Origin of the sequence: Corallococcus sp. AB018 (assembly GCF_003986945.1) — a bacterium.
Classification (GTDB): domain Bacteria; phylum Myxococcota; class Myxococcia; order Myxococcales; family Myxococcaceae; genus Corallococcus; species Corallococcus exiguus.
The window spans coordinates 1-24,074 of sequence record NZ_RAWR01000008.1 but is presented as its reverse complement, the minus strand read 5'-3'; the positions used below and the strand labels follow the sequence as shown (position 1 = coordinate 24,074).

Genomic DNA, 24,074 nt, shown 5'->3' with positions numbered 1-24,074 from the left:
GTCAAATCGAATTTATATGCCTGGGCTGTTTTTTTCGTCCCCGCCCCTGACTCACCCTGGGTCGCAGTTGACCGACCATATACGGGTTTTCCGAGGAGCAATCAGGACCCAGCGTGCGCATCCATATCAGCAAGATGGCGCAGGGCTGTAACCCTCCTTCACGTGAATAAGCGGTGGCGGTCCGGGGCTGACGGGCAATGGACCCTGTCAGGGGGGGCCGTTATGGTCGGTACTTCTGGGACTGGCCGGGGATGGGAGCCGCGAATGAGCGCAGCGCTGGATGTGAAGGGATCGCCGGGGGGCGCGGGAGCCTCCTTCGGTGGCCAGGGGCTCGAGTCCGTGGACCTTCCAGACGTCTTCCAGGTGGACGTGGCGGTGTGCGTGCGTGACGCGCTGGGGCTGCTCGGCGCGACGCGGCGGTTGCGCGGCATGGAGGTGGCGCTGGAGCTCCCCGAGGATCCGGTGATCGCCCGGGTCAGCCGGCGCCGCCTGGAGCAGGTGCTCCTGTTGCTCGTCGCCCACGCGGCGGACGTGGCCCCGCAGGCGGCGCCCTCCGTGCGGGTGGTGGTGGATCCGCCGGACGACTTCGGAGACGTGGGGCCTCGCTTCCAGGTGGTGATGCCGGGCGTGAGCCTCTCTGAGCGGGAGACGCGCTCGGTGGTGCTGTCACCCCTGCGCGTGGGCAGCACCCAGCGGCGGCTCGCCCGCGCGCGGGAGCTGGTGGATGCCATGGGCGGGGAGTTCGCGGTAGAGCGCCTGGAAGAGGGGACGGCCGTGAGCGTCGTCCTGCCGGCTCCTGGGCTCGCGAGCTTCTAGGGCGCGCCCGAATTCCGGAATAACGATCCTGCTTTCCGGACCATTGGCTGCGATAAGCGCGGCACGCCCCGGGTGCATCCAACCCAGGGGGACGTGCGGCCAAACTCCTTGACGACCGGGGGCGGGTTCCCGACTATCCGCCGCCTCTCAATACCCCGGTCTCAATCAGGAGTTTGCGTTCATGGCGCCTCCCTCTGGCGAGAAGATCACCCTGCAGAACGGCAAGCTGACCGTTCCGAACAACCCGATCATCCCCTTCATCGAGGGCGACGGCACTGGCCGCGACATCTGGAAGGCCTCGCAGGCCGTGTTCGACGCGGCGGTGGAGAAGGCGTACGGCGGCAAGAAGAAGATCTCCTGGTACGAAGTGCTGGCCGGCGAGAAGTCCTTCAAGCAGGTGAACAACTGGCTGCCGGACGAGACGGTCGCCGCGTTCCGCGAGTACCTGGTGGGCATCAAGGGCCCGCTGACGACGCCGGTGGGCGGTGGCATCCGCTCCCTGAACGTGGCGCTGCGCCAGATGCTGGACCTGTACGTCTGCCTGCGCCCCGTGCGCTACTTCAAGGGCGTGCCCAGCCCGGTGAAGCAGCCGGACAAGGTGGACATGGTCATCTTCCGTGAGAACACGGAAGACATCTACGCGGGCATCGAGTTCGAGGCCGGCACCGCGCAGGCGGAGAAGTTCCTGGGCTGGCTGAAGCAGGAGTTCCCCAAGGAGGCGGGCAAGATCCGCTTCCCGGCGAACGTGGGCATCGGCATCAAGCCCGTGTCGCAGGAAGGCACGGAGCGCCTGGTGCGCGCGGCCATCCAGTACGCGGTGGACCTCAAGCGCAAGAGCGTCACGCTGGTCCACAAGGGCAACATCATGAAGTTCACCGAGGGCGCGTTCCGCAAGTGGGGCTACGACCTCGCGGCGCGTGAGTTCGGTGACAAGGTCTACACCTGGGACCAGTGGGAGGCGACCAAGGCCGCCAAGGGCGAGGAGGCCGCCAACGCCGAGCAGAAGGCCGCGGTGTCCGCCGGGAAGATCATCATCAAGGACTCCATCGCGGACATCACCCTGCAGCAGGTGCTGACCCGTCCGGACGAGTTCGACGTCATCGCCACGCTGAACCTCAACGGCGACTACCTGTCGGACGCGCTCGCGGCGCAGGTGGGCGGCATCGGCATCGCGCCGGGCGGCAACATCAACTACGTCTCCGGCCACGCCGTCTTCGAGGCCACCCACGGCACCGCGCCGAAGTACGCGGACCTGGACAAGGTGAACCCGGGCTCCGTCATCCTCTCTGGCGAGATGATGCTCCGCCACATGGGCTGGAACGAGGCCGCGGACCTGATCATCAAGGGCATGGACAAGGCCATCGCGGCGCGCACCGTGACGTACGACTTCGCGCGCCTGATGAAGCTGGAGACGAAGGAGACCGTGTCCGAGGTGAAGTGCTCGGAGTTCGGTCAGGCCATCATCAAGCACATGTAGTCCCCACCCCCAAAGCAGGAGGGCGAAACCATGGCTCACAAGAAGAAGAAGATCGGCCTCATCGGTGGCGGTCAGATCGGCGGCAACCTGGCGCTGCTGGCGGTCCAGAAGAACCTTGGCGACGTGGTGCTCTACGACATCCCGGCGGCCGAGGGTCTGGTCAAGGGCAAGGCGCTGGACATCAACCAGCTGTCCGCGGTGGACGGCTACGACAGCCGCGTCACCGGCTCCACCGACTGGAAGGACGTCGCGGGCTCGGACGTGATCATCATCACGGCCGGCGTGCCCCGGAAGCCCGGCATGTCCCGCGAGGACCTGCTCGAGGTCAACCTGAAGATCATGAAGGACGTGGCGGGCAACATCAAGCAGCACGCCCCGGACGCCTTCGTCATCAACGTGGCCAACCCGCTGGACGCGATGGTGTTCGCGCTCCACAAGATCGCCGGCCTGAAGGACAACATGGTCGTGGGCATGGCGGGCGTGCTGGATACCAGCCGCTTCAAGTGCTTCGTGGCCGAGGCCCTCGGCTGCTCCATCCGTGACGTGGAGGCACTCGTCCTCGGCGGCCACGGCGACGACATGGTCCCGCTCGTGCGTCACAGCACCGTGGGCGGCGTGCCCCTGACCCAGCTCATCGCCAAGGACAAGCTGGACGCCATCATCGACCGCACCCGCAAGGGCGGTGCGGAGCTGGTGGGCCTGTACAAGACGGGCAGCGCCTACTTCGCCCCGGCGTCCTCCTCCATCGCCATGGCGGAGAGCTTCCTCTTCGACCGCAAGCGCGTGCTGCCGGCCGCCGCCCTGCTCAAGGGCCAGTACGGCATCAGCGACTTCTTCTTCGGCGTCCCCGCCCAGATCGGCGCGAACGGCGTGGAGAAGATCATCGAGGTGGAGCTGAACGAGGCGGAGAAGGCCGAGCTGAGCAAGTCCTTCACCTCCGTCAAGGGCACCGTCGACCTCGTGAAGCTGTAGTCCCCGGTCTTCGGCCGGGCCCGCTGGAATGCTGCTGGCGGGCCCCGCCTGATGCCGTGAATGATCCGGGCTTATCCCCGGGCGCACCGTCCTTGCGGCGGTATTTTTCCAAGTTAACTAGCGTGTTGGACTCGCACCTGGCACGGGAGCGGGGCAGCGTCGCGAAGCAGGACTTCAGCGGCCCCCCGTGAAGGCACCCCCCCGGCTGCCGGTGGTCAAGGAGACGATGATGGCGGCAGCAGCGCGATTCACGGTGGTGGGCGGCGGTCTCGCCGGGCTGATGACGACGATCAAGCTGGCGGAGGCGGGCCACCAGGTGGACGTGCTCTCGCTCGTCCCCGTCAAGCGTTCCCACTCCGTCTGCGCCCAGGGCGGCATCAACGGCGCGGTGAACACCAAGGGTGAAGGCGACCACCCGGACATCCACGTGAAGGACACGCTGCGCGGCGGCGACTTCCTCGCGGAGCAGGTGTCCGTGAAGGGCATGTGCTACGCGGCGCCCGGCATCATCTACCTGTTGGACCGCATGGGCGTGACGTTCAACCGCACGCCGGAAGGCCTGCTGGACTTCCGCCGCTTCGGCGGCACCCTGCACAACCGCACCGCGTTCGCGGGCGCCACCACCGGCCAGCAGCTGCTCTACGCGCTGGACGAGCAGGTCCGCCGCTACGAGGCGGAGGGCAAGGTCACCAAGTACGAGTACTGGGAGTGGCTGGGCACGGTGAAGGACGAGTCCGGCCGCTGCATCGGCAGCGTGGCCATGGACCTGCGCACCATGGAGATCCGCACCTTCCCGGCGGAGGCGGTGTGCCTGGCCACGGGTGGCCCTGGCATCGTCTTCGGGCGCTCCACCAACTCCATCATCAACACCGGCACCGCCGCGGGCCGCGCGTACATGGAAGGCGCGCTGTACGCCAACGGCGAGTTCATCCAGGTGCACCCCACCTCCATCCCGGGCGAGGACAAGCTGCGCCTGATGAGCGAGTCCGTGCGCGGCGAGGGCGGCCGCGTCTGGGTGCCCCGGAAGAAGGGCGACACTCGCAACCCCCGGGACATCGCGGAGAGCGAGCGCTGGTACTTCCTGGAAGAGAAGTACCCCAAGTACAAGAACCTGGTGCCGCGCGACGTGGCGACGCGCGAGATCTTCATGGTCTGCCGCGACCTGGGCCTGGGCCTGGGCGGGCGCGACGGCGTGTACCTGGACGTGACGCACATCCCGGCCAAGACGCTCGACGCGAAGATCAAGGGCGTGATGGAGATCTACGAGAAGTTCGTCGGAGATGATCCGCGCCACACGCCCATGGTCATCTTCCCGGGCATGCACTACTCGATGGGCGGCCTGCACGTCTCCTTCGAGGCCGACTCGCGCACGCAGACGCCGCTGGACGGCAGCCCGGTGAACCAGAGCGCGCGCATCCCCGGCCTGTACGCGGCCGGCGAGGCGGACTCCGCCTTCCACGGCGCGAACCGTCTGGGCGCCAACTCGCTCCTGTCCTGCATCTACTCCGGCATGATCGGCGGCCCGGCGATGGTGTCCTTCGCCAAGAACCAGGAGACCAGCGCCGCGGCGATGCCGGAGAAGTACTTCGCGGACGCGAAGAAGTACTGGCAGGACCGCTTCGCCACCATCAAGGCGATGAACGGGCAGGAGAACCCGTACCAGATCGCCAAGGAGCTGGGCGAGGTGATGACGGAGAACTGCACCGTCGTCCGCTACAACGACCGCCTGAAGAAGACCATCGAGCGCGTCCGCGAGCTCAAGCAGCGCTGGAACAACGTCAACGTGCTGGACACGGGCGTCGTCGCCAACCGCGCGCTGTCGTACACCAACCAGGTGTGGAACATGCTGGAGCTGGGCGAGGTCATCGCCACCAGCGCGCTCCTGCGCGACGAGAGCCGCGGCGCCCACTACAAGCCGGACTTCTCCCTGCCGGAGCCCAAGGTGAAGGACCCGACCAAGGATCCGGAGTGGATGGAGCTGTGGCGCAAGCGCCACGAGAAGTGGGCGAAGACGACCATCGCCACCTACGCCGCCCAGGGCCCGCAGATCTCCTACCAGGACCTGCCCACGCCCGTGCTGGACCCCGAGCCCCGCTGGTACGCGTAAGGCGTTCGTTTTCTTTCCGGGCTCGCGCGCGTCGTCATCCGGCGCACGCGGGCACCGCCACCTGATTTGGCAGTGAAGGGAAGGGCAGCCGCACCATGGACACCGCACAGGCCAGCGCCGTCAGCTCGAAGACCATCGCCTTCCGCATCTGGCGGCAGGATGACCCGAACAAGCCCGGGCACTTCGAAGAGTTCAAGGTTCCCTATGCGAAGGGCGCCAACGTCATCTCCTGCCTGATGGAGATCCAGCGCAACCCCGTCACCGCGGAGGGCAAGAAGGTGGCCCCCGTGGTGTGGGACTCCGCGTGCCTCGAGGAGGTGTGCGGCAGCTGCGCCATGAACATCAACGGCCGGGTGCGCATGGCGTGCTCCGCCCTGGTGGACAAGCTCCAGCAGCCCATCACCCTGGAGCCGATGAAGAAGTTCCCGGTGGTGCGCGACCTCACCGTGGACCGCGACCGCATGTTCGAGTCGCTCAAGCGCGTGAAGGGGTGGATCCCCGTCGACGGCACGTACAACCTGGGCCCCGGCCCGCGCCAGTCGCAGAAGGACCACTCCGTGATGTACGTGCTGTCCACGTGCATCACCTGCGGCAGCTGCCTGGAGGCGTGCCCCCAGGTGACGCTGGACAACGACTTCATCGGCGCCGCGCCCATCAGCCAGGCCCGCCTGTTCAACATGCACCCCACGGGCAAGCTGAACGCGGAGGAGCGCACGCGCGCCCTCATGGGCCCCGGCGGCATCCAGGACTGCGGCAAGGCGCAGAACTGCGTGAAGGTCTGCCCGAAGGAGATCCCCCTCACCACCTCCATCGCGGTGATGAACCGCGAGGTGAGCAAGCTGATCATCAAGGACATCTTCTTCAAGGAAGAGGAGCAGAAGGCCTCCGCCGGTCCGGGCTAACCCTCCCGGACGCTGACCTGGCTTCCTCGCGGCCCCGTGCCTGCGCCTCCTGTCACGGGGGCGCCGGGCGGGGCCGTTTGCGTGAAGGTCGCCTCATTCGCCCGGACACCGGGTGTTATCCCTGGAGGCACACGCCTGTGTCCCGTCGCGACGCTGGAGGCCAAACGGCCTTGCCATCCGTCGTTTTCTGCGCAATGAGGGCCCGCGTTGACGCCCCGTGTAGGGGTTGTCCTCGTCTCCCCTCGTCCCACCCGGAGATTCGATGAAGATCCACGAGTACCAGGGCAAGGAACTCTTCCGGAAGTATGGCGTGCCCACGCCGCGCGGCATCCTCGCGCTCTCTCCCGATGAGGCGGAGGCCGCGGCGAAGGAACTCGCCACGCCCGTCGTCGTCGTGAAGGCGCAGATCCACGCGGGCGGCCGCGGCAAGGGCGGCGGCGTGAAGCTGGCCAAGAGCCCCGCGGAGGCCAAGGCGCTCACCCAGCAGATCCTGGGCATGATGCTCAAGACCATCCAGACCGGCCCGGAAGGGCAGAAGGTCCACAAGGTCTACATCGAGGAAGGTCTCGACATCGGCCAGGAGCTGTACCTGGGCGTGACGCTCGACCGCGCCACCAGCCGCGTCACCTTCATGGCGTCCACCGAGGGCGGCGTGGAGATTGAAGAAGTTGCGGAGAAGCACCCGGAGAAGATCCTCCGCGCCGTCGTGGACCCCACGGTGGGCTTCGCCGACTTCCAGGGCCGCGAGCTGGCCTTCGGGCTGGGCCTGTCGGGCCCCACGGTGAACAAGTTCGTCCAGTTCTGCACCGCGCTCTACAAGATGTACATGGAGACGGACGCGTCCCTGGTGGAGATCAACCCGCTGGTCATCCGCAAGAGCGGCGGCGTGGTGGCGCTCGACGCGAAGGTGACCTTCGACGAGAACGCGCTCTACCGGCACAAGGACCTGCTGGAGTACCGCGACCTGGCGGAGGAGGAGCCCCGCGAGACGCAGGCCAAGGAGCACGACCTGGCCTACATCGCGCTGGACGGCAACATCGGCTGCATGGTGAACGGCGCGGGTCTGGCCATGGCCACCATGGACACCATCAAGCTGGTGGGCGGCGCTCCGGCCAACTTCCTGGACGTGGGCGGCGGCGCGAGCAAGGAGAAGGTGACGGCGGCCTTCAAGCTCATCCTCGCGGATCCGCAGGTCAAGGCGGTGCTCGTCAACATCTTCGGCGGCATCATGAAGTGTGACGTCATCGCGGACGGCATCATCGCGGCGGCGAAGGAAGTGCAGCTGAAGATCCCGCTCGTCGTGCGCCTGGAAGGCACCAACGTGGAGCAGGGCAAGGAACTGCTCCGCAACTCGGGCCTCGCCATCACCCCCGCGGACAACCTGCGCCAGGCGGCCGAGAAGGCCGTGGCGGCCATCAAGTAGGGCCTTCGCTCCCTCTTTCCTGAAAGAACGCCATGAGCATCCTCGTCAACGAGAACACGAAGGTCCTCGTCCAGGGCATCACCGGCTCGGCGGGCTCGTTCCACGCCAAGCAGATGCTGGAGTACGGGACGAAGATTGTGGGCGGTGTCACGCCGGGCAAGGGCGGCACCTCCTTCGAGGGCAAGGTCCCCGTGTTCAACACGGTGGCCGACGCGGTGAAGCAGGCGGGCGCGAACACGTCCGTCATCTTCGTGCCGCCGCCCTTCGCCGCTGACTCCATCATGGAGGCCGCGGACGCCGGCATCTCCCTCATCATCACCATCACCGAGGGCATCCCGGTCAACGACATGGTGCGCGCCAAGCGCTACCTGCAGGGCAAGCCGGGCGTGCGCCTCATCGGGCCGAACTGCCCGGGCGTCATCACCCCCGGCGCCAAGTGCAAGATCGGCATCATGCCGGGCCACATCCACAAGCCGGGCCGCATCGGCGTGGTGTCCCGCTCCGGCACGCTGACCTACGAGGCCGTGCACCAGCTGACGCAGCTGGGCCTGGGCCAGTCCACCGCGGTGGGCATTGGCGGCGACCCCGTCAACGGCACCAACTTCGTGGATGTGCTGAAGCTCTTCCAGGCCGACCCTGAGACGGACGCCGTCATCATGATCGGTGAGATCGGCGGCAGCGCCGAGGAAGAGGGCGCCGAGTACGTCAAGCGCGAGTTCACCAAGCCCATCGCCGGCTTCATCGCCGGTCAGTCCGCGCCCCCGGGCAAGCGCATGGGCCACGCGGGCGCCATCATCTCCGGCGGCAAGGGCACGGCCGGGGAGAAGATCAAGGCGATGGAGGCCGCGGGCATCCTGATGGCCGCCAGCCCCGCCGAGCTGGGCACCACGCTGCAGGAGGCCGTCAAGCGCGGCCCCCCGAAGCGCTAAGCCGAACCTTTCACACGACACACACACGAGGAGCCAACGACCATGGCCATCGAGCGCACGCTGTCCATCATCAAGCCGGACGGGCTGAAGAACCACCACATCGGGGAGATCATCGCCCGGTTCGAGAAGGCGGGCCTGACGCCCGTCGGCATCCGTCTGCAGCAGCTGTCGCAGAAGGAAGCGGAAGGCTTCTACGCCGTCCACAGCGCCCGGGGTTTCTTCAAGGACCTGGTCTCGTTCATGACCTCCGGACCGGTGGTCGTGATGGCCCTGGAAGGCGAGAACGCCGTCCTGAAGAACCGTGACCTCATGGGCGCCACGGATCCGAAGAAGGCCGACAAGGGCACCATCCGCGCGGACTTCGCCCAGAGCATCGACGCGAACACGGTGCACGGTTCGGACAGCCTGGAGAACGCGAAGAACGAGATCGCGTACTTCTTCCGCGAGACCGAGCTCCAGAAGTACTAGGCAGCGTCCAGCCTGCTGACAGCGGCCCGGTGTCCACGCCCCACGAGGCGCGGATCCGGGCCGTCGTCTTTTCCGCGCTCCGTATCCGGTTGCCCTGCCGGGCGGTCCTTGCTACCGATAATGAAAATCACAATCGGCAAGGAAGCACGCATGAGCGGCGATTCAGAGCGCGTGGCCCGTCGTGGGCCGTTCCCGGTGAAGTTGCGGTTGCTGGAAGTCCTTCGCGTGACGCGGCTGTCGCCGCACATGGTGCGCGTGACGCTGGGCGGCCCGGAGCTGGAGGGCTTCACGTCCCCCGGCGCGGATGACCACGTGAAGTGCTTCTTCGCGAAGCCCGGCGTGAAGAAGCCGAACATGCCGGTGGTGGGGCCCCACGGCCTGTCCATGCCGGAGGGGCTGGAGAAGCCGGCGTCGCGCGACTACACGCCGCGCCGCTTCGACCCGAAGGCCGGGGAGCTGGACATCGACTTCGTGCTGCACGGCGAGGGCCCCGCGTCGCTGTGGGCGCAGCAGACGAAGCCCGGCGACTACATGGGCATTGGCGGTCCGCGCAGCACGCACGACGTGGCGGACGACTTCGACTGGTACCTGCTCGCGGGGGACCAGAGCGCTCTGCCGGCCATCGCACGGCGCCTGGAAGAGCTTCCGGCGGGCAAGCGCGCGTTCGCCTTCATCGAGGTCGCGGACGCCGCGGAGGAGCAGCCCATCGCCAGCAAGGCGGACGTGAAGGTCACCTGGCTGCACCGGGGCAGCGCGGAGGCCGGCACCACGAAGCACCTGGAGGACGCGCTGCGCGCCTGGACGCAGCCCTCCGGGGACGGGTTCGTGTTCGTGGCGGGCGAGTCCACGTCGCTCAAGCCCATCCGGGAACACCTGGTGAACGAGCGCGGTCTGAACAAGAGCTGGATGCGGGTGACGGGCTACTGGAAGCGCGGCGTCGCCGAGCACCACGACTCGAAGGGGTAGGCAGGGGAGGGGGCGGGCACTCCTTTGACTTGCCGTGCCTTCTTGTGGGAAGCACGCCCCATTGCCCTCCGTTAGCCCCGACTGAACGATGTCCGAGCCTACCGCCACAGCCCTTCCTGTCACCGAGCCCCTGCCGGTGTCGGCCCCCGCGAAGCTGGTCGACGTGGCCAGCCTGTCGCGCGAGAAGCTCGCGCTGTTCCTGAGCGAGCAGCTGGGCGAGCGCCCGTTCCGCGCGGCGCAGCTCTACCGCTGGCTGCATCAGCGCGGCGCCACCTCGTTCGAGGAGATGACGGACCTGTCCAAGGTCCTGCGTGAGAAGCTCAAGGTCAAGGCGGAGATCGTCCCGCTGGTGAAGGACCTGGAGCAGCGCAGCGTCGACGGCACCATCAAGTACCGCTTCAAGACGCGCGACGGGCGCTTCATCGAGTCCGTCTACATGCCGGCGGAGGACCGCAAGACGCTCTGCGTGTCCACGCAGGTGGGCTGCGCCATGGCCTGCACGTTCTGCATGACGGGCACGCTGGGCCTCAAGCGCAACCTCACGGCTGGAGAGATTGTCGCCCAGGTGCACGCGGTGAACCGCGAGGTGCGCCGCAACGAGGGCCTGGAGACGCTCCGTCCGCTCACGAACCTGGTGTTCATGGGCATGGGCGAGCCGCTCCACAACTTCGAGAACCTCAAGACGGCGCTCGCCATCCTCCAGTCGGAGGAGGGGCCCAACTTCAGCCACCGGCACATCACCGTCTCCACCGTGGGCCTGGTGCCCATGATTGAGCGCTTCGGCCAGGAGACGGACGTCAAGCTGGCCATCTCGCTCAACGCCAGCACGGACGAGCAGCGCAGCCAGACGATGCCGGTGAACCGCAAGTGGAACATCCAGGCGCTCCTGGATGCCTGCCGCAAGTTCCCCCTGCGCCAGGGCCGCCGCATCACCTTCGAGTACGTGCTGCTCAAAGGATTCAACGACACCGACGACGACGCGCACCGGCTGAAGGAGCTCCTGCGCGACATCCCGGCGAAGGTGAACCTGATCCCGTACAACGAGAACCCCGGCCTGGGGTTCCAGACGACGGGCGAGCAGCGGGCCGAGGAATTCCGGGCCATCCTTGCCGAGGCTCACGTCGCGGCATACATCCGGAAGAACCGGGGCCGGGACATCGCCGGGGCCTGTGGTCAGCTCGCCAATCGCGACGAGACGGCCGCGGAAGCCCCGACGTGACATAAGCACCCGAGCTTCCTTGACAATCCAGTCAGCAGGGCGCTAAGAGCGCGCCCTCCGCACTGTTACCGTAGAAGTCACACGATTTCGCTGGAGCGTTCCATGGCCGTTGTCCTCCGTCTTGCCCGCGCGGGCGCCAAGAAGATGCCGTACTACCACGTGGTTGCCACCGACTCGCGCAGCCCGCGTGACGGAAAGTTCCTGGAGCAGGTCGGTTCCTACGACCCCAACCACAGCCCCGCGAAGGTGCAGTTCAACGAGGAGCGGCTGAACTACTGGCTGAAGAGCGGCGCGCTGCCCTCCGAGACGGTCGCGGACCTGATCAAGACGGCGAAGAAGCAGGCTCCGGCGACCACCGCCTGAGCACGCCCCCGTCTGGACAAGACGTGGAGCCGCTGCTCACGTATCTGGCGAAGGCCCTGGTTGATCAACCCGACCAGGTCACCTTACGCATCTCCGAGGCGGATGGCGGCCGGCTCTATGAGCTGAAGGTCGCCCCCGAGGACGTCGGCAAGGTCATCGGTCGTGATGGGCGCACCGTGAACGCCCTCCGGACGCTGATCAACGCCGCCGCCCAGAAGCAGGGCCAGAAGGTCCGCCTGGAGATACTCGACGATCGCCGCGCTCCGGGTTCTCCCCCGGCGCCGCCCGCTCCGGACGCCGCGCAGTGAGCGCGCAGGACTGTCTGGAGTTGGGCTACGTGGCCCGTGCGCACGGGCTGCGCGGCGAGGTGGCGGTCAGAAGCTTCGACCCCGCCTCGGAGACGCTCGGCACCGTCGAGCGTGTCTGGTTGCGCCTGCGCTCCGGCGAGGAGCGCGAGTACGCCCTGGAGACCTTCCGTCCCGCCAACAAGGAGGATCTGGTGTTCTTCGAGGGCGTGGCGTCCCGCACGGCCGCCGAGGCATTGGTGGGCGCGAAGGTGTTCGTCTATCGCGAGGATCTGGAGCCGCCCGAGGAGGGCGAGTTCTTCCAGGGCGACCTCGTGGGGTTGAACGCCGTGGACGAGCAGGGCGCCTCCCTGGGCACGGTGGAGGAGGTCTGGGCCACCGGTGAAGTCCCCAACCTGGTGATCCGCGCGAAGGGCCGGCCGGAGCTGGTGGTGCCTTTCGCGGATGAGTTCGTGCCGGCGGTGGACGTGCCGGCGGGGCGCATCGTGATCCGGCCTCCGGAGTACCTGGAGGCGGACGGGCCGCCGGAGGAGTCTGGAGACGGCGGGTGAGCTACCGCGTGGAGCTGCTCACGCTGTTCCCCGGGATGGTGTCCGGCTACCTGGGCGCGAGCATCCTCGGGAAGGCCCAGGAGAAGGGGCTGATCTCCGTCACGCTCACCGACGTGCGCGACTACGCCGAGGGCAAGCACCGCGTCACCGACGACGCGCCCTATGGCGGCGGCGCCGGCATGGTGATGAAGCCCGAGCCGCTGGTGGCCGCCATCGAAGCAGCCCGGGCGCGTCAGCCCGGGGCGAAGGCGCTGCTGATGAGCCCTCGGGGGCCCACGTTCACGCAAGCCACGGCGCGGGAGCTGGCGCGGCACGAGGCCGGGCTGATCCTCGTCTGCGGCCGCTACGAAGGCGTGGACGAGCGGGTGATGCCCTTCCTGGACGGCGAACTGTCCCTGGGCGACTTCGTGCTCACGGGCGGGGAGGTCGCGGCCATGGCGGTGGTGGACGCGGTGGCGCGGTTGGTGCCGGGCGTCCTGGGCAACGAAGCGTCCTCCGTGGCGGAGAGCTTCGAGGAGAACCTCCTGGAGCATCCGCACTACACCCGGCCGCCTGTCTTCCGGGGAGCCGAGGTGCCTGCCGCCCTCCAGTCCGGCGATCACGCACGCATTGCCCGCTGGCGCCGGTGGAAGGCCATCAAGCTCACGCAGGAGCGGCGGCCTGACCTGTTCGCGCGGCTGGTGTTCAGCAAAGCGGATCAGAAACTGCTCGCCAGGGAAGAAGAAGCGTTGTAACCCTCAGTGTTCTCGCGGAACCCTTCGTTGCAGGCTTGTTCGTCCCGGCGGTCTCTGCTAGGACGGCCCGCTCTTTTCCACGCGTCCTACGCGTCAAGTTCCGCTTTCTGGAGTCCGTTATGCGCCGCAGCCTCATCGAGCACGTCGAAAACAAGTTCCTGCGCAAGGACATCACCGCGTTCCGCACGGGTGATTCCGTTCGCGTCCACTGGAAGGTCAAGGAAGGCGAGAAGGAGCGCGTGCAGGCCTTCGAGGGCGTGGTCATCCGCAAGACCAAGGGCACGAACCGCGCGACCTTCACCGTGCGCAAGATGTCCTTCGGCGTCGGCGTGGAGCGCATCTTCCCCATCCACAGCCCGCGCTACGAGAAGATCGAAGTCCTCACCCGCGGCGACGTGAACCGCAAGCGCCTGTTCTACCTCCGCGATCTGAAGGGCAAGGCCTCGCGCGTGGACGTGCTGGTGGACCCGGAGAAGCTCGCCGCCAAGGCTGCCAAGTCCGCCGTCGCTCCGGGCTAGTAGGTCCGCAGAAACCCTCTCGCGGCCTTCGCGGCCGCGTGAGACAAGGAGCGTCCTTCACTGGACGCTCCTTTTTTCGTTCGGGCTAGACTGCGCGCGCCATGCACTTCGTCGAGGTCGCCATCCAGAACGTCCGCGGGTTCTCTCCCGCCGGGCGCTTCCCGCTGAAGAGCGGGTATCTGATCCTCAAGCCGCCCACGGCGGACGTGTTGCCGCTGGCGAACGTGGCGTTGTCGCTGCTGTTCGCGGATGGCCGCGGCGGGGACTCAAGCCTGGTGGGCTCGGCGGGACGCTCCGGCAAGGCCGCGCTGACGTTCGTGGGCCAGGACGGGATGACGTACCGGATATTGCGCGAGCTGGGAGGTTCCGGATCGCTGCACCGGCTCAATCCCGCCACCAGCCAGCCAGAGCTCGTGTCCACGGACGTGTCGGAGATAAACCAGTACCTGCGCGGCCAGGCGGGCCTGCCTCCGCGCACCACCTTCGAACAGGTGTACTGCCTCCAACTGGTGATGCTGCCGTCGCGCCGGCCTCGCAAGAGCGTGGCCAAGGCCGCCGCTGCCGCGGGCGCGAAGGCCTCCGGGGCCACGCCGTCGCTGGCGGCCGCCTCCCAGGTGGCGCCGGCGGAGGACGTCCCGGCCGCCGAGGCGAAGGTGAAGGTGCTGCAGAAGGAGCTCGTCACCGCGAAGGAGGTGGATCAGCTCCAGTTCAAGGTGGATGAGCTGGCATCGCTCATCTTCGAGGCGGACTCGAAGCTCAAGGGTGGCGAGGGCCTCAAGGAGGCCATCTCGCGCGCGGAGGCCGCCTGGCGCGCGGCGCCCTCGCCGGAGTCGATGGGGTTACCGCTGGACATCCTCACGCGCGTGAAGCGCTATCCGAAGGCGGTGGCGCGGCGGGACGAGGCGCTGGCGCGGCTGGAAACGGACCGCGAGCCGGAGCAGGAAGACGCGTCGCTGAAGGTGCCGCCACTCACCGAGAACCGCTTCTTCTGGGGCGGCCTGGGCGCGGGCGTGCTCTTCATGGGCCTGAGCGTGGGCCTGGGCATCGTCGCGGCGCAGCCCATGTGGCGCTACCTGGCGTTGATCAACATCCCCGCCTTCGGCACGGCCGCGTGGATGGCGCTGCGCTACGTGGACGACCTGCAGCACGCCACGCGCAAGGGCTCCAAGGACAACCGCAAGGACGCACGGCAGAAGAAGATCCTCGACGAGTTCGAGCTCGAGGATGCTCCGGTGCGCATGGCCATCAAGGCCCTGAACCTGGAGTCCCACACGGAGATCCCCGCCGCGCTGGAGCAGAAGGATCTGCTCGGCATCCGGCTGGGAGAGCTGCAGACGCAGCTGGAGGAGTACGAGTCCTCCCCCGAGTTTCAGGCCGCCATACGCGACGGACAGGAGCTGCGCGCGCAGCAGGAGACGCTCAACGCGGAGCTGACCGCCAAGGGCACCTACGTGCGCGACCTGCGCGAGGTGGAGCGGGAGCTGTCGCGGCTGAAGGAGTCCATCGCGCTGGCGAAGGCGCCTCCGGTGCAGGTGGCCGCGGCTCCTGGCCAGACGCCGGTGCCGGTGGATCCGCTGGAGGATCCGTCCCCCCTGGTGCTGTCGCAGGCCGCGGACGTGCTCACGACCGACATCCTGTCGGTGCAGGCGCTCCTGAAGGACCGCTGCGTGCAGTACCTCACCGCGCTCACGGACCGGCGCTACCAGGGCGTGGAGTGGGACCGCGAGGGCAACGCCTTCCTGCTCACCCAGAACAGCCGCATCCCGGTGGGCGAGCTGTCCCCGAAGGACATCGACCTCTACTACCTGGCGCTGCGCCTGACGGTGGTGGAGAAGACGTGCGCCCGGGTGAAGCGCCCCTTCCTCCTGGACGACGTGCTGACGGGCGTGGACGAGGCGAAGCTGCCCCTCGTCGCCCGCATGCTCAAGCACCTGGGCACGCTCACGCAGGTCCTGCACGTCACCGCCCACCCGGGCTTCGGCCAGATGTCGGACGGCACCGTTAACGTCTAGCCGCCGCCGGAATCACGAGGGGCGGCGGGGACGGAAATGGGGACGCGGCGGGACGTGGGCGACGTGGCGGAGGCGGAGGGCGTGCGCCTGCTGGAGTCGCAGGGCTTCCGGGTGGTGGCGCGCAACTGGACGTGCCGCTACGGCGAGCTGGACATCGTGGCGGAGCAAGGGGAGCTCGTGTGCTTCGTGGAGGTGCGCATGCGCTCCTCCTCTGCGTGGGGAGACCCGTCGCACACCGTGTCCTTCGCCAAGCAGCGCCGGGTGGTGAAGGCCGCGTTGCACTACCTCTTCCAGAACGGCATCGACGGGCGCATGGTGCGCTTTGACGTCATCTCCGTCGTGGGCCAGGGCGAGCACGCCCGGGTGGAGCACCTGCCCGCCGCCTTCGACGCTGGCATGTAAAGGAATCCGTCCCTTGGCTGGAACGCTCTACCTCGTGGCCACGCCCATCGGGAACCTGGGGGACGTCACCGCCCGGGCCCTGGAGACGCTGCGCACCGTCGGCCTCCTCGCGTGCGAGGACACCCGGCACTCGCGCATCCTGTTGGACCACTTCGGCATCACCGGGAAGGACCTGGTGAGCCTGCCCGCCTTCGCGGAGGGGCAGCGCGCCGGCCGCATCCTGGACCGCATCGAGGCGGGGGAGGACTGCGCGCTCGTCACCGACGCAGGCAGCCCTGGCATCAGCGACCCGGGCGAGAAGCTGGTGGCGGAGGCGCTGGAGCGAGGCCTGAAGGTGGAGCCGGTGCCCGGCCCCACGGCGCTGGTGGCCGCCCTGAGCGCTTCGGGCCTGCCCACCGGGCGCTTCCACTTCCTGGGCTTCCTGCCGCGCAAAGGGCCGGAGCGCCGGGCCATGCTGGACGAGGTGGCCCCCTTGTCCGCCACCTGCGTCCTCTACGAGTCCCCGCGCCGTCTGGCGGAGACGCTGGTGGACCTGCAGGAGGCCTGGGGCGACCGCCGCGCATGCGTGGCGCGGGAGCTGACCAAGCTGCACGAGGAGTTCGTCCGGGGGCCGCTGTCCGCGCTGGTGGCGCGCTACGCGGGCGAGGAGACCCGGGGCGAGGTGGTGGTGCTGGTGGAGGGCCGCACCGGCGAGCAGCGCTGGAGCGAGGACGAGCTGCGCCGGGCGCTGGAAGCGGGACTGGCTCGCGGCGAGAAGCTCAAGCCGCTGAGCACGGAGCTGGCCCGCCGCGCGGGGTGGCCCGGCCAGGAGGTGTACCGGCTGGGCCTGGGGCTGAAGCAGCGGTAGGGGAGGCCCACCGCTGCTCCGGGCGGGACTTCAGAAGCTGAAGGTCGCGCCCAGGTCGAAGCGGAACGTGGTGCTCTGGATGGCCCGGAAGCGGCGGGACACCAGGTCGTAGCGCCAGTCGAACGTGGGGTTCAGCTCCGGCGAGCCCACGGCGGTGTCCACGGTGCCGTCGCCGTTCAGGTCCTGGCCAATGGCCTCGGTCGTGAGCAGGTGGTCCGTGTTGTAGAGGAAGTTGCCGGAGGCCCGGATGGTGAAGGCCTCCGCTGCACGCGCGGTGATGCCCACCTGGCCACCCACCTGGAGGTAGTCGTCGGAGGTGAGCAGCTTGCGCAGCGCGGAGCTCAGCTCGTTGTAGTACCGGCCGCGGCCCACGTAGTTGCCCAGCAGCCGCAGGTCCAGGGTGAACTTCTGGGACTTCGCCGCGTTCTCGAACGGCACCAGCTCCATGCCGAAGGTGAGCGCCGTCTGCGAGGGGGCCTTGATGCCCGTCTCCTGGCGGGTCCACGGCTCGCGGTAGCAGTTGTACGGGGCACCCAGGTTACCCGGGGGGGGGGCGCTGGACTGGTCGCAGTTGGAATAGGCGCCGGGGCCGCGCACCGGGATGGTGTGGGACGCCTTGAAGTACGGCTCCGCCACGCCCATCTTCCGCGAGAAGGTCGTGTAGAGCTGGTACTTGTGGACGCGGTCGCCCACGTTGCCGCGATCGCCGTCCGGGTCGGTGTTGTCCAGGCTCGGGTCGCGCTGCTTGGCGGTGGGCGCCTCGTAGTCGATGCCGACGATCCACGTGGGCTTGGTGTCGTCCTTCTCCTGGTTGAAGAAGGCGTACGCCAGTCCGAAGTGCACGTTGCCCAGGCCGCCGCGGTAGCTCTCCTGGGGCACCTGGAACAGCCGGCCCACGCAGCCCTCGACCCCGTCCAGATAGAGCGATCCGTCCGCGTTGAAGCAGCTGTTCGTGATGGTGGAGTTGCCCTGGGTCGTTCCCGAGACGAAGTTCCACGTCTCGTTCTGCTGGAAGACGATGGGCAGCTTGAAGCTGAACTCCAGGTCCTTCCACAGACCGAAGGCGACGGCGAGATTCAGCCGCGCGTCCACGCCCTTGTACCAGAGCTCGTTGACCTCCGGGACGTTGGTGGCGTCGCCGTCGCGAAGCTGCTCGCGGACGATCTTCGCGCGCGTCTGCGTGCGCTCGAAGCCCACGTCGAGGAAGAGGTCGAACGGATCATCATCCTCGAACGAGGAAGCAATCCGAGTGATCTCCGCCGCGCTGGCGGCGAAAGGCACGCCCAGCGTCAGCGCGGCGATGACGGCACGAAACCTGTGCATCCACTACCTCCGACGACCACGGCTCAGGCCTGCCAGCTAGCCGTGCCGTCGGAGGAGTGTCAAGAAATGGGTGGGGCTTTACTTCCCCGCGACCGACGTTCCCAGCAGTCCATCCAGCCGCTGGACCTCGGTGTCGAAGGCGCCCTTCTGTGCGGCCGCCAGGGACGCGCGGAAGGTCTTGTGCTGGTCGAAGGGGTCCAGTACGCGGTTTTCGCCCAGCATGAGCTGGTAGTGCAGGTGGGGGGCGAAGGAGTGGCCCGTGTTGCCGCTCTGGGCCAGGACCTGGCCCGCGTTCACGCGCATCCCGGGCTGGACTGTGCGGGGCAGCTCCGCCAGGTGCAGGAAGAGGGCGCGGCGGCCCTTGCCCCCGGTTTCCACCAGCTCGATGCAGTTGCCGTTGCTGCCGAAGTTCCAGTTCTTGCGCTTGATGACGCCCGCGAAGGGGGCCCGGACCGTCGTGCCCACCGGCGCGCGGAAGTCCACACCCTTGTGGCCGCGGCCGTCGCGCAGGAGCGAGGTGATCTGCTCGTAGCTGTCGATGGGCGACTTCTCCATCCGCAGCTCCAGCTCGTCGCCGCCCGGCAGGTAGTAGCGGGAGTTCACCTCACCCGCGGGCGTGAAGCGGTAGGCGCGGTGCGTCTGGCCCGTCTTGCCGCTCACGAAGCGCACTGCGTACACCAGCGGCTCCTCGTTGGGGCGGCGCTGGAAGAGCACGTCCAGCGTGTCTCCCCGGAGGATTTCGCCGGGGACTCGCACCCACCACACCAGCGTGCGCGTCACCACCTGCGCCAGGGCGGGGCCCACGGTGGAGTCGGAGGCCTGGACGAGCGCCGTCTCCAGCGGGCCCTCGATGCGGATGGACACGCGCTCCAGGCCCGCGGCCTTCACGGGGTCGGTGGGCGCGGGCGGGGCCACGGGGGCCGCGGCCACGGTGCCGGCGTCCAGCGCGGACGCGGTCTGCGAGGCGACGTCCATGGGGACATCCGCCATGCGCTGTTTCCACCACCACACGCCACCCGCGGCCGCGCCGAGGATGACGGAGACGGCAACCACCGGTCCGAAGGGATTGCGCTTCGGTGGTCCACCGAGGGTGGGAAGATTCGGCCGCATTCAGGCTCCCTGAGGGTAAGAAGGTACGCGGGGGCCGAAACCGCTGGCGAAAGGGCGATATTTCGGCCCCCCAGGCTACTCGTCCGGGCCGTCGTCCTGACCGTCCGGGGTGGTGTCGCGCAGGCCGAACTCCTTCATCTTCGTCTGGAGCGACTTGCGGCTGATCTGCAGGAGGCGCGCGGCGCGCGTGACGTTGCCGCCCGTCTCGTCCAGCTTCTTGACGATGAGGTCCCGCTCCAGCTCCGCGGCCTTCATGCGCACGATGTCCTTGAGGCCCACCTCGCCCACAGGGACGTCCAGCGTGCCCAGCGAGGCGGCGACCTGTGCCCCTGCCTGCACGCCCGCTCCCCCGCGCACCGGCTCCGGCAGGTCCTTCGCGGTGATGAGGGGACCGTCCGCGAAGAGCAGCACGCGCTCAATCAGGTTCTCCAGCTCGCGGATGTTGCCCGGCCACGCATAGGCCTGGAGCAGCGCGAGCGCGTCGTCGGCGATGCCTTCGATCTTCTTGTGGAGGCGCCGGTTGTACTTGTCCACGAAGTGCGAGGCGAGCATCGGGATGTCGCCGCGGCGCTCGCGCAGCGCGGGCAGGCCAATGGGCACCACGGCCAGCCGGTAGTACAGGTCCTTGCGGAAGCGGCCCGCTTCGATCTCCGCCTGGAGGTCGCGGTTGGTGGCGGCCACCAGGCGCACGTTCACGCGCGTCGTCTTGATGCCGCCCACGCGCTCGAACTCGCCCTCCTGGAGCGCGCGCAGCAGCTTCACCTGCATCTCGACGGGGATCTCGCCAATCTCGTCCAGGAAGAGGGTGCCCTCGTCGGCCAACTCGAAGCGGCCGGGCTTGGACGTGACGGCGCCGGTGAAGGCGCCCTTCTCGTAGCCGAACAGCTCGCTCTCCAGCAGCGTGGCGGGGATGGCGGCGCAGTTGATCTTGATGAACGGCTTGTCGCGGCGGCTGGACGCGCCGTGCAGCGCGGTGGCGATGAGCTCCTTGCCCGTGCCGCTCTCCCCGGTGATCAGCACCGTGGAGGGCGTGTCCGCGACCTTGTCGATGATCTTGTAGACGTCCTGGATCTGCGGCGACTCGCCGATGATGGCGGACCGGGCCTTGTGGTCCGCGCGCACGGAGCGCTTGGCGCTCTCGTTCGTCTTGGCGGCCTTGGACACGACGGAGGACAGCTCCGCCTGATCAAAGGGCTTGGTGATGTAGTCGAACGCGCCCGCCTTGATGGCCTCCACCGCGGAGTCCACGGTTCCGTGCGCGGTGATGATGATCACCGGCACGTCCGGGTTGGCGGTGCGAACGGCGGCGAGGACCTCCATGCCGCCCAGCTTGGGCATCACCAGGTCGGTGACGACGATGTCCGCGCCGTTCTTGTGGAACTCGGCCAGGCCCTGCTCGCCGTTCTCCGCCACGGTGACGTCGAACCCGTCGCGGCGCAGCAGGGCGGCCAGCACCTTGCGCAGGTTCGTCTCGTCATCGATGACCAGGACCTTGGCCATGAGTCTCCGCGCGGGGACCGCGACTTAACGGCGCGCTGGGGGAGCGGCCGGGATGGCGCCTTCCAGCGTGCAGATGGCGTCCGGGTGCTTGATGCGCAGGAGCAGCGACTCCAGCACGCGGAACGGGTGGTTCATCTTGCTGGCGCCCAGGTAGGCCGCGACCATGTCCATGGCCACCGCCAGGTCCATGTTCTCCCGGCCCGTGGACACCACCACGCCGGACTCACCGCGCAGGCGGTTGGACTGGTAGACGCCGTCTGACGCGAGCTGGCGGATGGTTTCAATCTCCAGCACGCCCGTCTTCTCGTAGATGCGGTGCAGCTGCGAGTACAGGCGCGGCGACAGCACCACGGCGTAGGGCCCGAAGTGGCCTGCCTCGTTGAGCTTGCGCGTGGCCTCCACGATGGTCTGGAACCCGCCGCCCGGCGCCGTCCAGTCCCCCAGCGTGGCGGTGAGGCGGCCGTTGGCCGTCATCAGGCCCTCGTAGCCCAGGCGCTGGTCGCCGTAGAAGATGAGCTCGTCTTCCTGCTGCGCGCACAGCGCGGCGGCGCCAGCGGCGGCGGACACGTCCAGCGGCATGTTGTGCGTGCGCGCCGCCTCGATGTCCCGCCAGTGCAGCAGGAAGTCCTTGTAGATGATGGGGATGGTCTTGAACTTGCGGACGTCGGTGAAGACCATCGCGGTCTCCTGCTCCCCGACGATGTCCACCGCGCCCGGGGACACGCCCTGGAACTCGTCGTAGGCCACGGTCTGCACGCCCGCGCCCAGCGGCCCGTAGATGTCCAGGATGCGGCGGCCCACCAGCGAACGGCGAGCCACCTGGATCACCGTCTCGTTGAGGCGCGCCCACTCCTCTTCGCGCAGCGGGTTCTCGGCATGTCCAAGGAAGTCAGGCATCGGTGTCTCCGTCACGAGCGGCGGCAGAGGAGGGGAGAGGAGAAGGCAGGAAACAAAAGGGTTCTAACGACCGCCACTGGAGCCACCGCTTCCACCGCCGCGGCGCAGGCTGCCGATGGTGAGCGGATGGCCGTTGGCCGAAGGCGGCGGCGCGGGGACGCCGTAGATGAGGCGTTGAGGCGGAAGGGACGTCAGGGGCTCGTTCGCCAGGCGGCCCACCGAGGGCGGCGCGCGCGTCACCAGGGGCGCGGGTTCGGCGGCGGGCACGGCGGGCTCCGCGGGGCCCCCCCCCACGGCGCCCTGGAAGTGGCCGGGGACGAAGGGCTTGGCGAAGTGCGCGTCCTGGCCCTTGTCGAGCATGCGGAGCATGTGGGTCGCCTCGGACACGTGCTCCTTCTCCTCCGCCGCCAGGTGGAGGAAGAAGGCCTTGACCTCTGGGAGGGAGGAGTCCTCGGCGAACGCCTCGTACTCGTTGATGGTCTCGAGTTCGCGTGCCAGGACGGCGCGGATGCGCGCGACGTCGGACCGCTCGGTGTCGGACTTTCCGGCCATTGGGGGCGGACCCTCGCAACCTGTGAGGTGAGCGTCAAGTGAAACAGCGGTCGAAGGGTTTCCTGCTGCATGCCGAAGTACGGGGGACATAGAGTTCGCCTCTTCGTGACCGCCCCCGCACCTGTCCCGCAGTCCCAGCCCGACTCTCCGGCAGCCTCTCTTCCGTCCAGCCCTGAACGCAGCGCGGGAGGCCGGGGCGCGACGCTGGTGGCCATTGGCATCCTGGCGTCGCGGTTGATGGGCCTGGTGCGCGAGCGGGTCTTCGCGCACTACCTGGGCAACGCGGAGGCCGCCGCCGTCTTCAAGGCCGCGCTGCGCATCCCCAACTTCCTCCAGAACCTCTTCGGCGAAGGCGTGCTGTCGGGCTCCTTCATCCCCGTGTACGCCCAGCTCCTGGGCAAGAAGGACGCGGACGAGGCGGACCGGGTCGCGGGCGCGGTGTTCGGCCTCCTGGCCATGGCCACCGCCGTGATGGTAGCGCTGGGAATGCTGGCCACGCCGCTGTTCGTGGACCTCATCGCGCCGGGGTTCGACGGCGGCGAGCGCGACCTGGCCGTGCGGCTGGTGCGCATCCTCTTCCCGGGCACGGGCTTCCTGGTGCTGAGCGCGTGGTGCCTGGGCATCCTCAACAGCCACCGGCGCTTCCTCCTGTCCTATCTGGCGCCCGTGGTGTGGAACGTCGTCATCATCGCCACACTGCTGGTGGTGGGCAGCCTGCACGGCACGTCCGGGGGCCGCGCCGCGGAAGAAGCGGTGACGGAGTGGCTGGCCTACGGCGTGGTGCTGGGCAGCTTCCTCCAGTTCGCGGTGCAGGTGCCCACGGTGATGCACCTGCTGGGCCACTTCCGCCCGGTGGTGTCGCTGGCGAGCGCCTCCGTGCGCCAGGTGCTGAAGAACTTTGGCCCGGTGGTGCTGGGGCGCGGCGTGGTGCAGTTCAGCGCGTGGGTGGACACCGCCTTCGCGTCGCTCATCTCCAACCGCGCGCTGTCCTCGCTCCTCTACGCGCAGACCATCTACCTCATCCCGGTGAGCCTCTTCGGCATGGCGGTGTCCGCCGCGGAGCTGCCGGAGATGGCGCGCGCCACGGCGGAAGGGGATGCCCAGGCGCACTCGAAGCTGCGAAGCCGCGTCGATGCAGGCTCGCGGCGCATCGCCTTCTGGGTGGTGCCCTCCGCCGTCGCGCTCTTCTTCCTCGGGGACCTGGTGAGCGGTGCGCTCCTTCAGACGGGCCGCTTCGGTGCCTCGGACTCGCGCTACCTCTGGTACCTGCTGATGGGCGCGGCGGTGGGCCTGGTGGCGTCCACGGTGGGCCGGCTCTACGCCTCCGCCTTCTACGCGCTGAAGGATCCGAAGACGCCCCTGCGCTACGCCATCGTGCGAGTGGCCCTGGGGACCGTGAAGGCCTGGTTCCTGGCGCTGTGGCTGCCGGAGCGCCTGGGCCTGCCCCGGGAACTGGGCGCGGCGTTCCTCACCTTGTCCAGCGGCCTCGTCGCCTGGGTGGAGACCACGCTCCTGCGCCGCAAGCTGCGCTCCATTGTTGGGCCCGTGGGCCTTCCTTCGGGGCTGCTGCCCCGGCTGTACGGTGCGGCGGTGGTGGGCGGGCTCGTGGCCCTGGCCGTCAAACAGGGGCTCACCGGCCTCCTGGGCCCCATCCTGGGCGCCATCGTCCTGCTGCTGGTCT

At 68.4% G+C, this 24,074-nt stretch carries 24 protein-coding genes; 19 read left to right on the top strand and 5 right to left on the bottom strand.

Annotated features, from left to right (window positions below; all coding sequences use genetic code 11):
* The first annotated feature begins 264 nt into the window (after positions 1 to 264).
* The 18 genes from D7Y11_RS03165 (at position 265) to rsmI (ending at position 17,011) form a co-directional block, all read left to right on the top strand.
* The gene (locus D7Y11_RS03165) at positions 265 to 816 is read left to right on the top strand and encodes an ATP-binding protein (protein WP_120576705.1); all 552 of its coding nucleotides are present in this window, start codon (positions 265 to 267) and stop codon (positions 814 to 816) included.
* Positions 817 to 997: 181 nt separating this feature from the next.
* Positions 998 to 2,293, top strand: coding sequence for an NADP-dependent isocitrate dehydrogenase (icd, locus tag D7Y11_RS03160; protein WP_120576706.1), 1,296 nt, complete (start codon positions 998 to 1,000; stop codon positions 2,291 to 2,293).
* Positions 2,294 to 2,323: 30 nt separating this feature from the next.
* A complete protein-coding gene (gene mdh, locus D7Y11_RS03155) occupies positions 2,324 to 3,265 on the top strand; it encodes a malate dehydrogenase (protein ID WP_120576707.1) in 942 nt (313 codons plus the stop codon).
* Between the two features lie 229 nt (positions 3,266 to 3,494).
* Positions 3,495 to 5,372 (top strand): succinate dehydrogenase flavoprotein subunit, encoded by a 1,878-nt coding sequence (sdhA, locus tag D7Y11_RS03150; RefSeq protein ID WP_126932994.1) that lies wholly within the window; start codon positions 3,495 to 3,497, stop codon positions 5,370 to 5,372.
* Between the two features lie 95 nt (positions 5,373 to 5,467).
* On the top strand, positions 5,468 to 6,274 hold the full coding sequence (gene sdhB, locus D7Y11_RS03145) for a succinate dehydrogenase iron-sulfur subunit (RefSeq protein WP_120576708.1): 807 nt from the start codon (positions 5,468 to 5,470) through the stop codon (positions 6,272 to 6,274).
* A gap of 262 nt (positions 6,275 to 6,536) precedes the next feature.
* Positions 6,537 to 7,697 (top strand): ADP-forming succinate--CoA ligase subunit beta, encoded by a 1,161-nt coding sequence (sucC, locus tag D7Y11_RS03140; protein WP_120576709.1) that lies wholly within the window; start codon positions 6,537 to 6,539, stop codon positions 7,695 to 7,697.
* 32 nt (positions 7,698 to 7,729) lie between these two features.
* On the top strand, positions 7,730 to 8,626 hold the full coding sequence (gene sucD / locus D7Y11_RS03135; protein WP_120576710.1) for a succinate--CoA ligase subunit alpha: 897 nt from the start codon (positions 7,730 to 7,732) through the stop codon (positions 8,624 to 8,626).
* A 42-nt stretch (positions 8,627 to 8,668) separates the two neighbouring features.
* Positions 8,669 to 9,094, top strand: a complete 426-nt coding sequence (ndk, locus tag D7Y11_RS03130) for a nucleoside-diphosphate kinase (RefSeq protein WP_120576711.1) — start codon at positions 8,669 to 8,671, stop codon at positions 9,092 to 9,094.
* 150 nt (positions 9,095 to 9,244) lie between these two features.
* On the top strand, positions 9,245 to 10,060 hold the full coding sequence (locus D7Y11_RS03125; protein WP_120576712.1) for a siderophore-interacting protein: 816 nt from the start codon (positions 9,245 to 9,247) through the stop codon (positions 10,058 to 10,060).
* An 88-nt stretch (positions 10,061 to 10,148) separates the two neighbouring features.
* On the top strand, positions 10,149 to 11,279 hold the full coding sequence (gene rlmN / locus D7Y11_RS03120; protein ID WP_120576713.1) for a 23S rRNA (adenine(2503)-C(2))-methyltransferase RlmN: 1,131 nt from the start codon (positions 10,149 to 10,151) through the stop codon (positions 11,277 to 11,279).
* A 102-nt stretch (positions 11,280 to 11,381) separates the two neighbouring features.
* A complete protein-coding gene (rpsP, locus tag D7Y11_RS03115) occupies positions 11,382 to 11,642 on the top strand; it encodes a 30S ribosomal protein S16 (RefSeq protein ID WP_014397299.1) in 261 nt (86 codons plus the stop codon).
* A gap of 23 nt (positions 11,643 to 11,665) precedes the next feature.
* Entirely contained in the window at positions 11,666 to 11,950 is a 285-nt protein-coding gene (locus D7Y11_RS03110; protein ID WP_120576714.1) for a KH domain-containing protein, read from the top strand.
* Positions 11,947 to 12,498, top strand: coding sequence for a ribosome maturation factor RimM (rimM, locus tag D7Y11_RS03105; RefSeq protein ID WP_121751668.1), 552 nt, complete (start codon positions 11,947 to 11,949; stop codon positions 12,496 to 12,498). The genes D7Y11_RS03110 and rimM overlap by 4 nt, the downstream gene beginning before the upstream one ends.
* Positions 12,495 to 13,232 (top strand): tRNA (guanosine(37)-N1)-methyltransferase TrmD, encoded by a 738-nt coding sequence (gene trmD, locus D7Y11_RS03100; protein ID WP_120576716.1) that lies wholly within the window; start codon positions 12,495 to 12,497, stop codon positions 13,230 to 13,232. Before rimM ends, trmD begins: the two co-directional genes overlap by 4 nt.
* A gap of 119 nt (positions 13,233 to 13,351) precedes the next feature.
* Positions 13,352 to 13,750: a 50S ribosomal protein L19 gene (gene rplS, locus D7Y11_RS03095; RefSeq protein WP_120576717.1), complete on the top strand. Its 399-nt coding sequence runs from the start codon at positions 13,352 to 13,354 to the stop codon at positions 13,748 to 13,750.
* 101 nt (positions 13,751 to 13,851) lie between these two features.
* Complete coding sequence (locus tag D7Y11_RS44085) at positions 13,852 to 15,762, top strand: ATP-binding protein (RefSeq protein WP_233596970.1); 1,911 nt, start codon at positions 13,852 to 13,854, stop codon at positions 15,760 to 15,762.
* Between the two features lie 36 nt (positions 15,763 to 15,798).
* The gene (locus tag D7Y11_RS03085) at positions 15,799 to 16,164 is read left to right on the top strand and encodes a YraN family protein (protein ID WP_120576718.1); all 366 of its coding nucleotides are present in this window, start codon (positions 15,799 to 15,801) and stop codon (positions 16,162 to 16,164) included.
* 13 nt (positions 16,165 to 16,177) lie between these two features.
* Complete coding sequence (gene rsmI / locus D7Y11_RS03080; RefSeq protein WP_120576719.1) at positions 16,178 to 17,011, top strand: 16S rRNA (cytidine(1402)-2'-O)-methyltransferase; 834 nt, start codon at positions 16,178 to 16,180, stop codon at positions 17,009 to 17,011.
* Positions 17,012 to 17,041: 30 nt separating this feature from the next.
* On the opposite strand, the gene D7Y11_RS03075 is transcribed toward rsmI, so the two are convergent.
* The 5 genes from D7Y11_RS03075 to D7Y11_RS03055 form a co-directional block, all read right to left on the bottom strand.
* Positions 17,042 to 18,334 carry a hypothetical protein gene (locus tag D7Y11_RS03075; RefSeq protein ID WP_120576720.1) on the bottom strand — a complete coding sequence of 431 codons (1,293 nt, stop codon included), beginning with the start codon at positions 18,332 to 18,334 and terminating at the stop codon, positions 17,042 to 17,044.
* A 78-nt stretch (positions 18,335 to 18,412) separates the two neighbouring features.
* Positions 18,413 to 19,444 carry a M23 family metallopeptidase gene (locus tag D7Y11_RS03070; protein WP_120576721.1) on the bottom strand — a complete coding sequence of 344 codons (1,032 nt, stop codon included), beginning with the start codon at positions 19,442 to 19,444 and terminating at the stop codon, positions 18,413 to 18,415.
* 75 nt (positions 19,445 to 19,519) lie between these two features.
* Positions 19,520 to 20,944, bottom strand: coding sequence for a sigma-54 dependent transcriptional regulator (locus D7Y11_RS03065; protein ID WP_120576722.1), 1,425 nt, complete (start codon positions 20,942 to 20,944; stop codon positions 19,520 to 19,522).
* 24 nt (positions 20,945 to 20,968) lie between these two features.
* Positions 20,969 to 21,841 carry an encapsulin nanocompartment shell protein EncA gene (gene encA / locus D7Y11_RS03060; RefSeq protein ID WP_120576723.1) on the bottom strand — a complete coding sequence of 291 codons (873 nt, stop codon included), beginning with the start codon at positions 21,839 to 21,841 and terminating at the stop codon, positions 20,969 to 20,971.
* Between the two features lie 63 nt (positions 21,842 to 21,904).
* Entirely contained in the window at positions 21,905 to 22,393 is a 489-nt protein-coding gene (locus D7Y11_RS03055; protein ID WP_126932975.1) for a ferritin family protein, read from the bottom strand.
* Between the two features lie 237 nt (positions 22,394 to 22,630).
* Here D7Y11_RS03055 and murJ point away from each other — a divergent pair.
* Positions 22,631 to 24,074: murein biosynthesis integral membrane protein MurJ (gene murJ, locus D7Y11_RS03050; RefSeq protein WP_233607184.1), on the top strand; the 1,444-nt coding region annotated here is incomplete at its 3' end.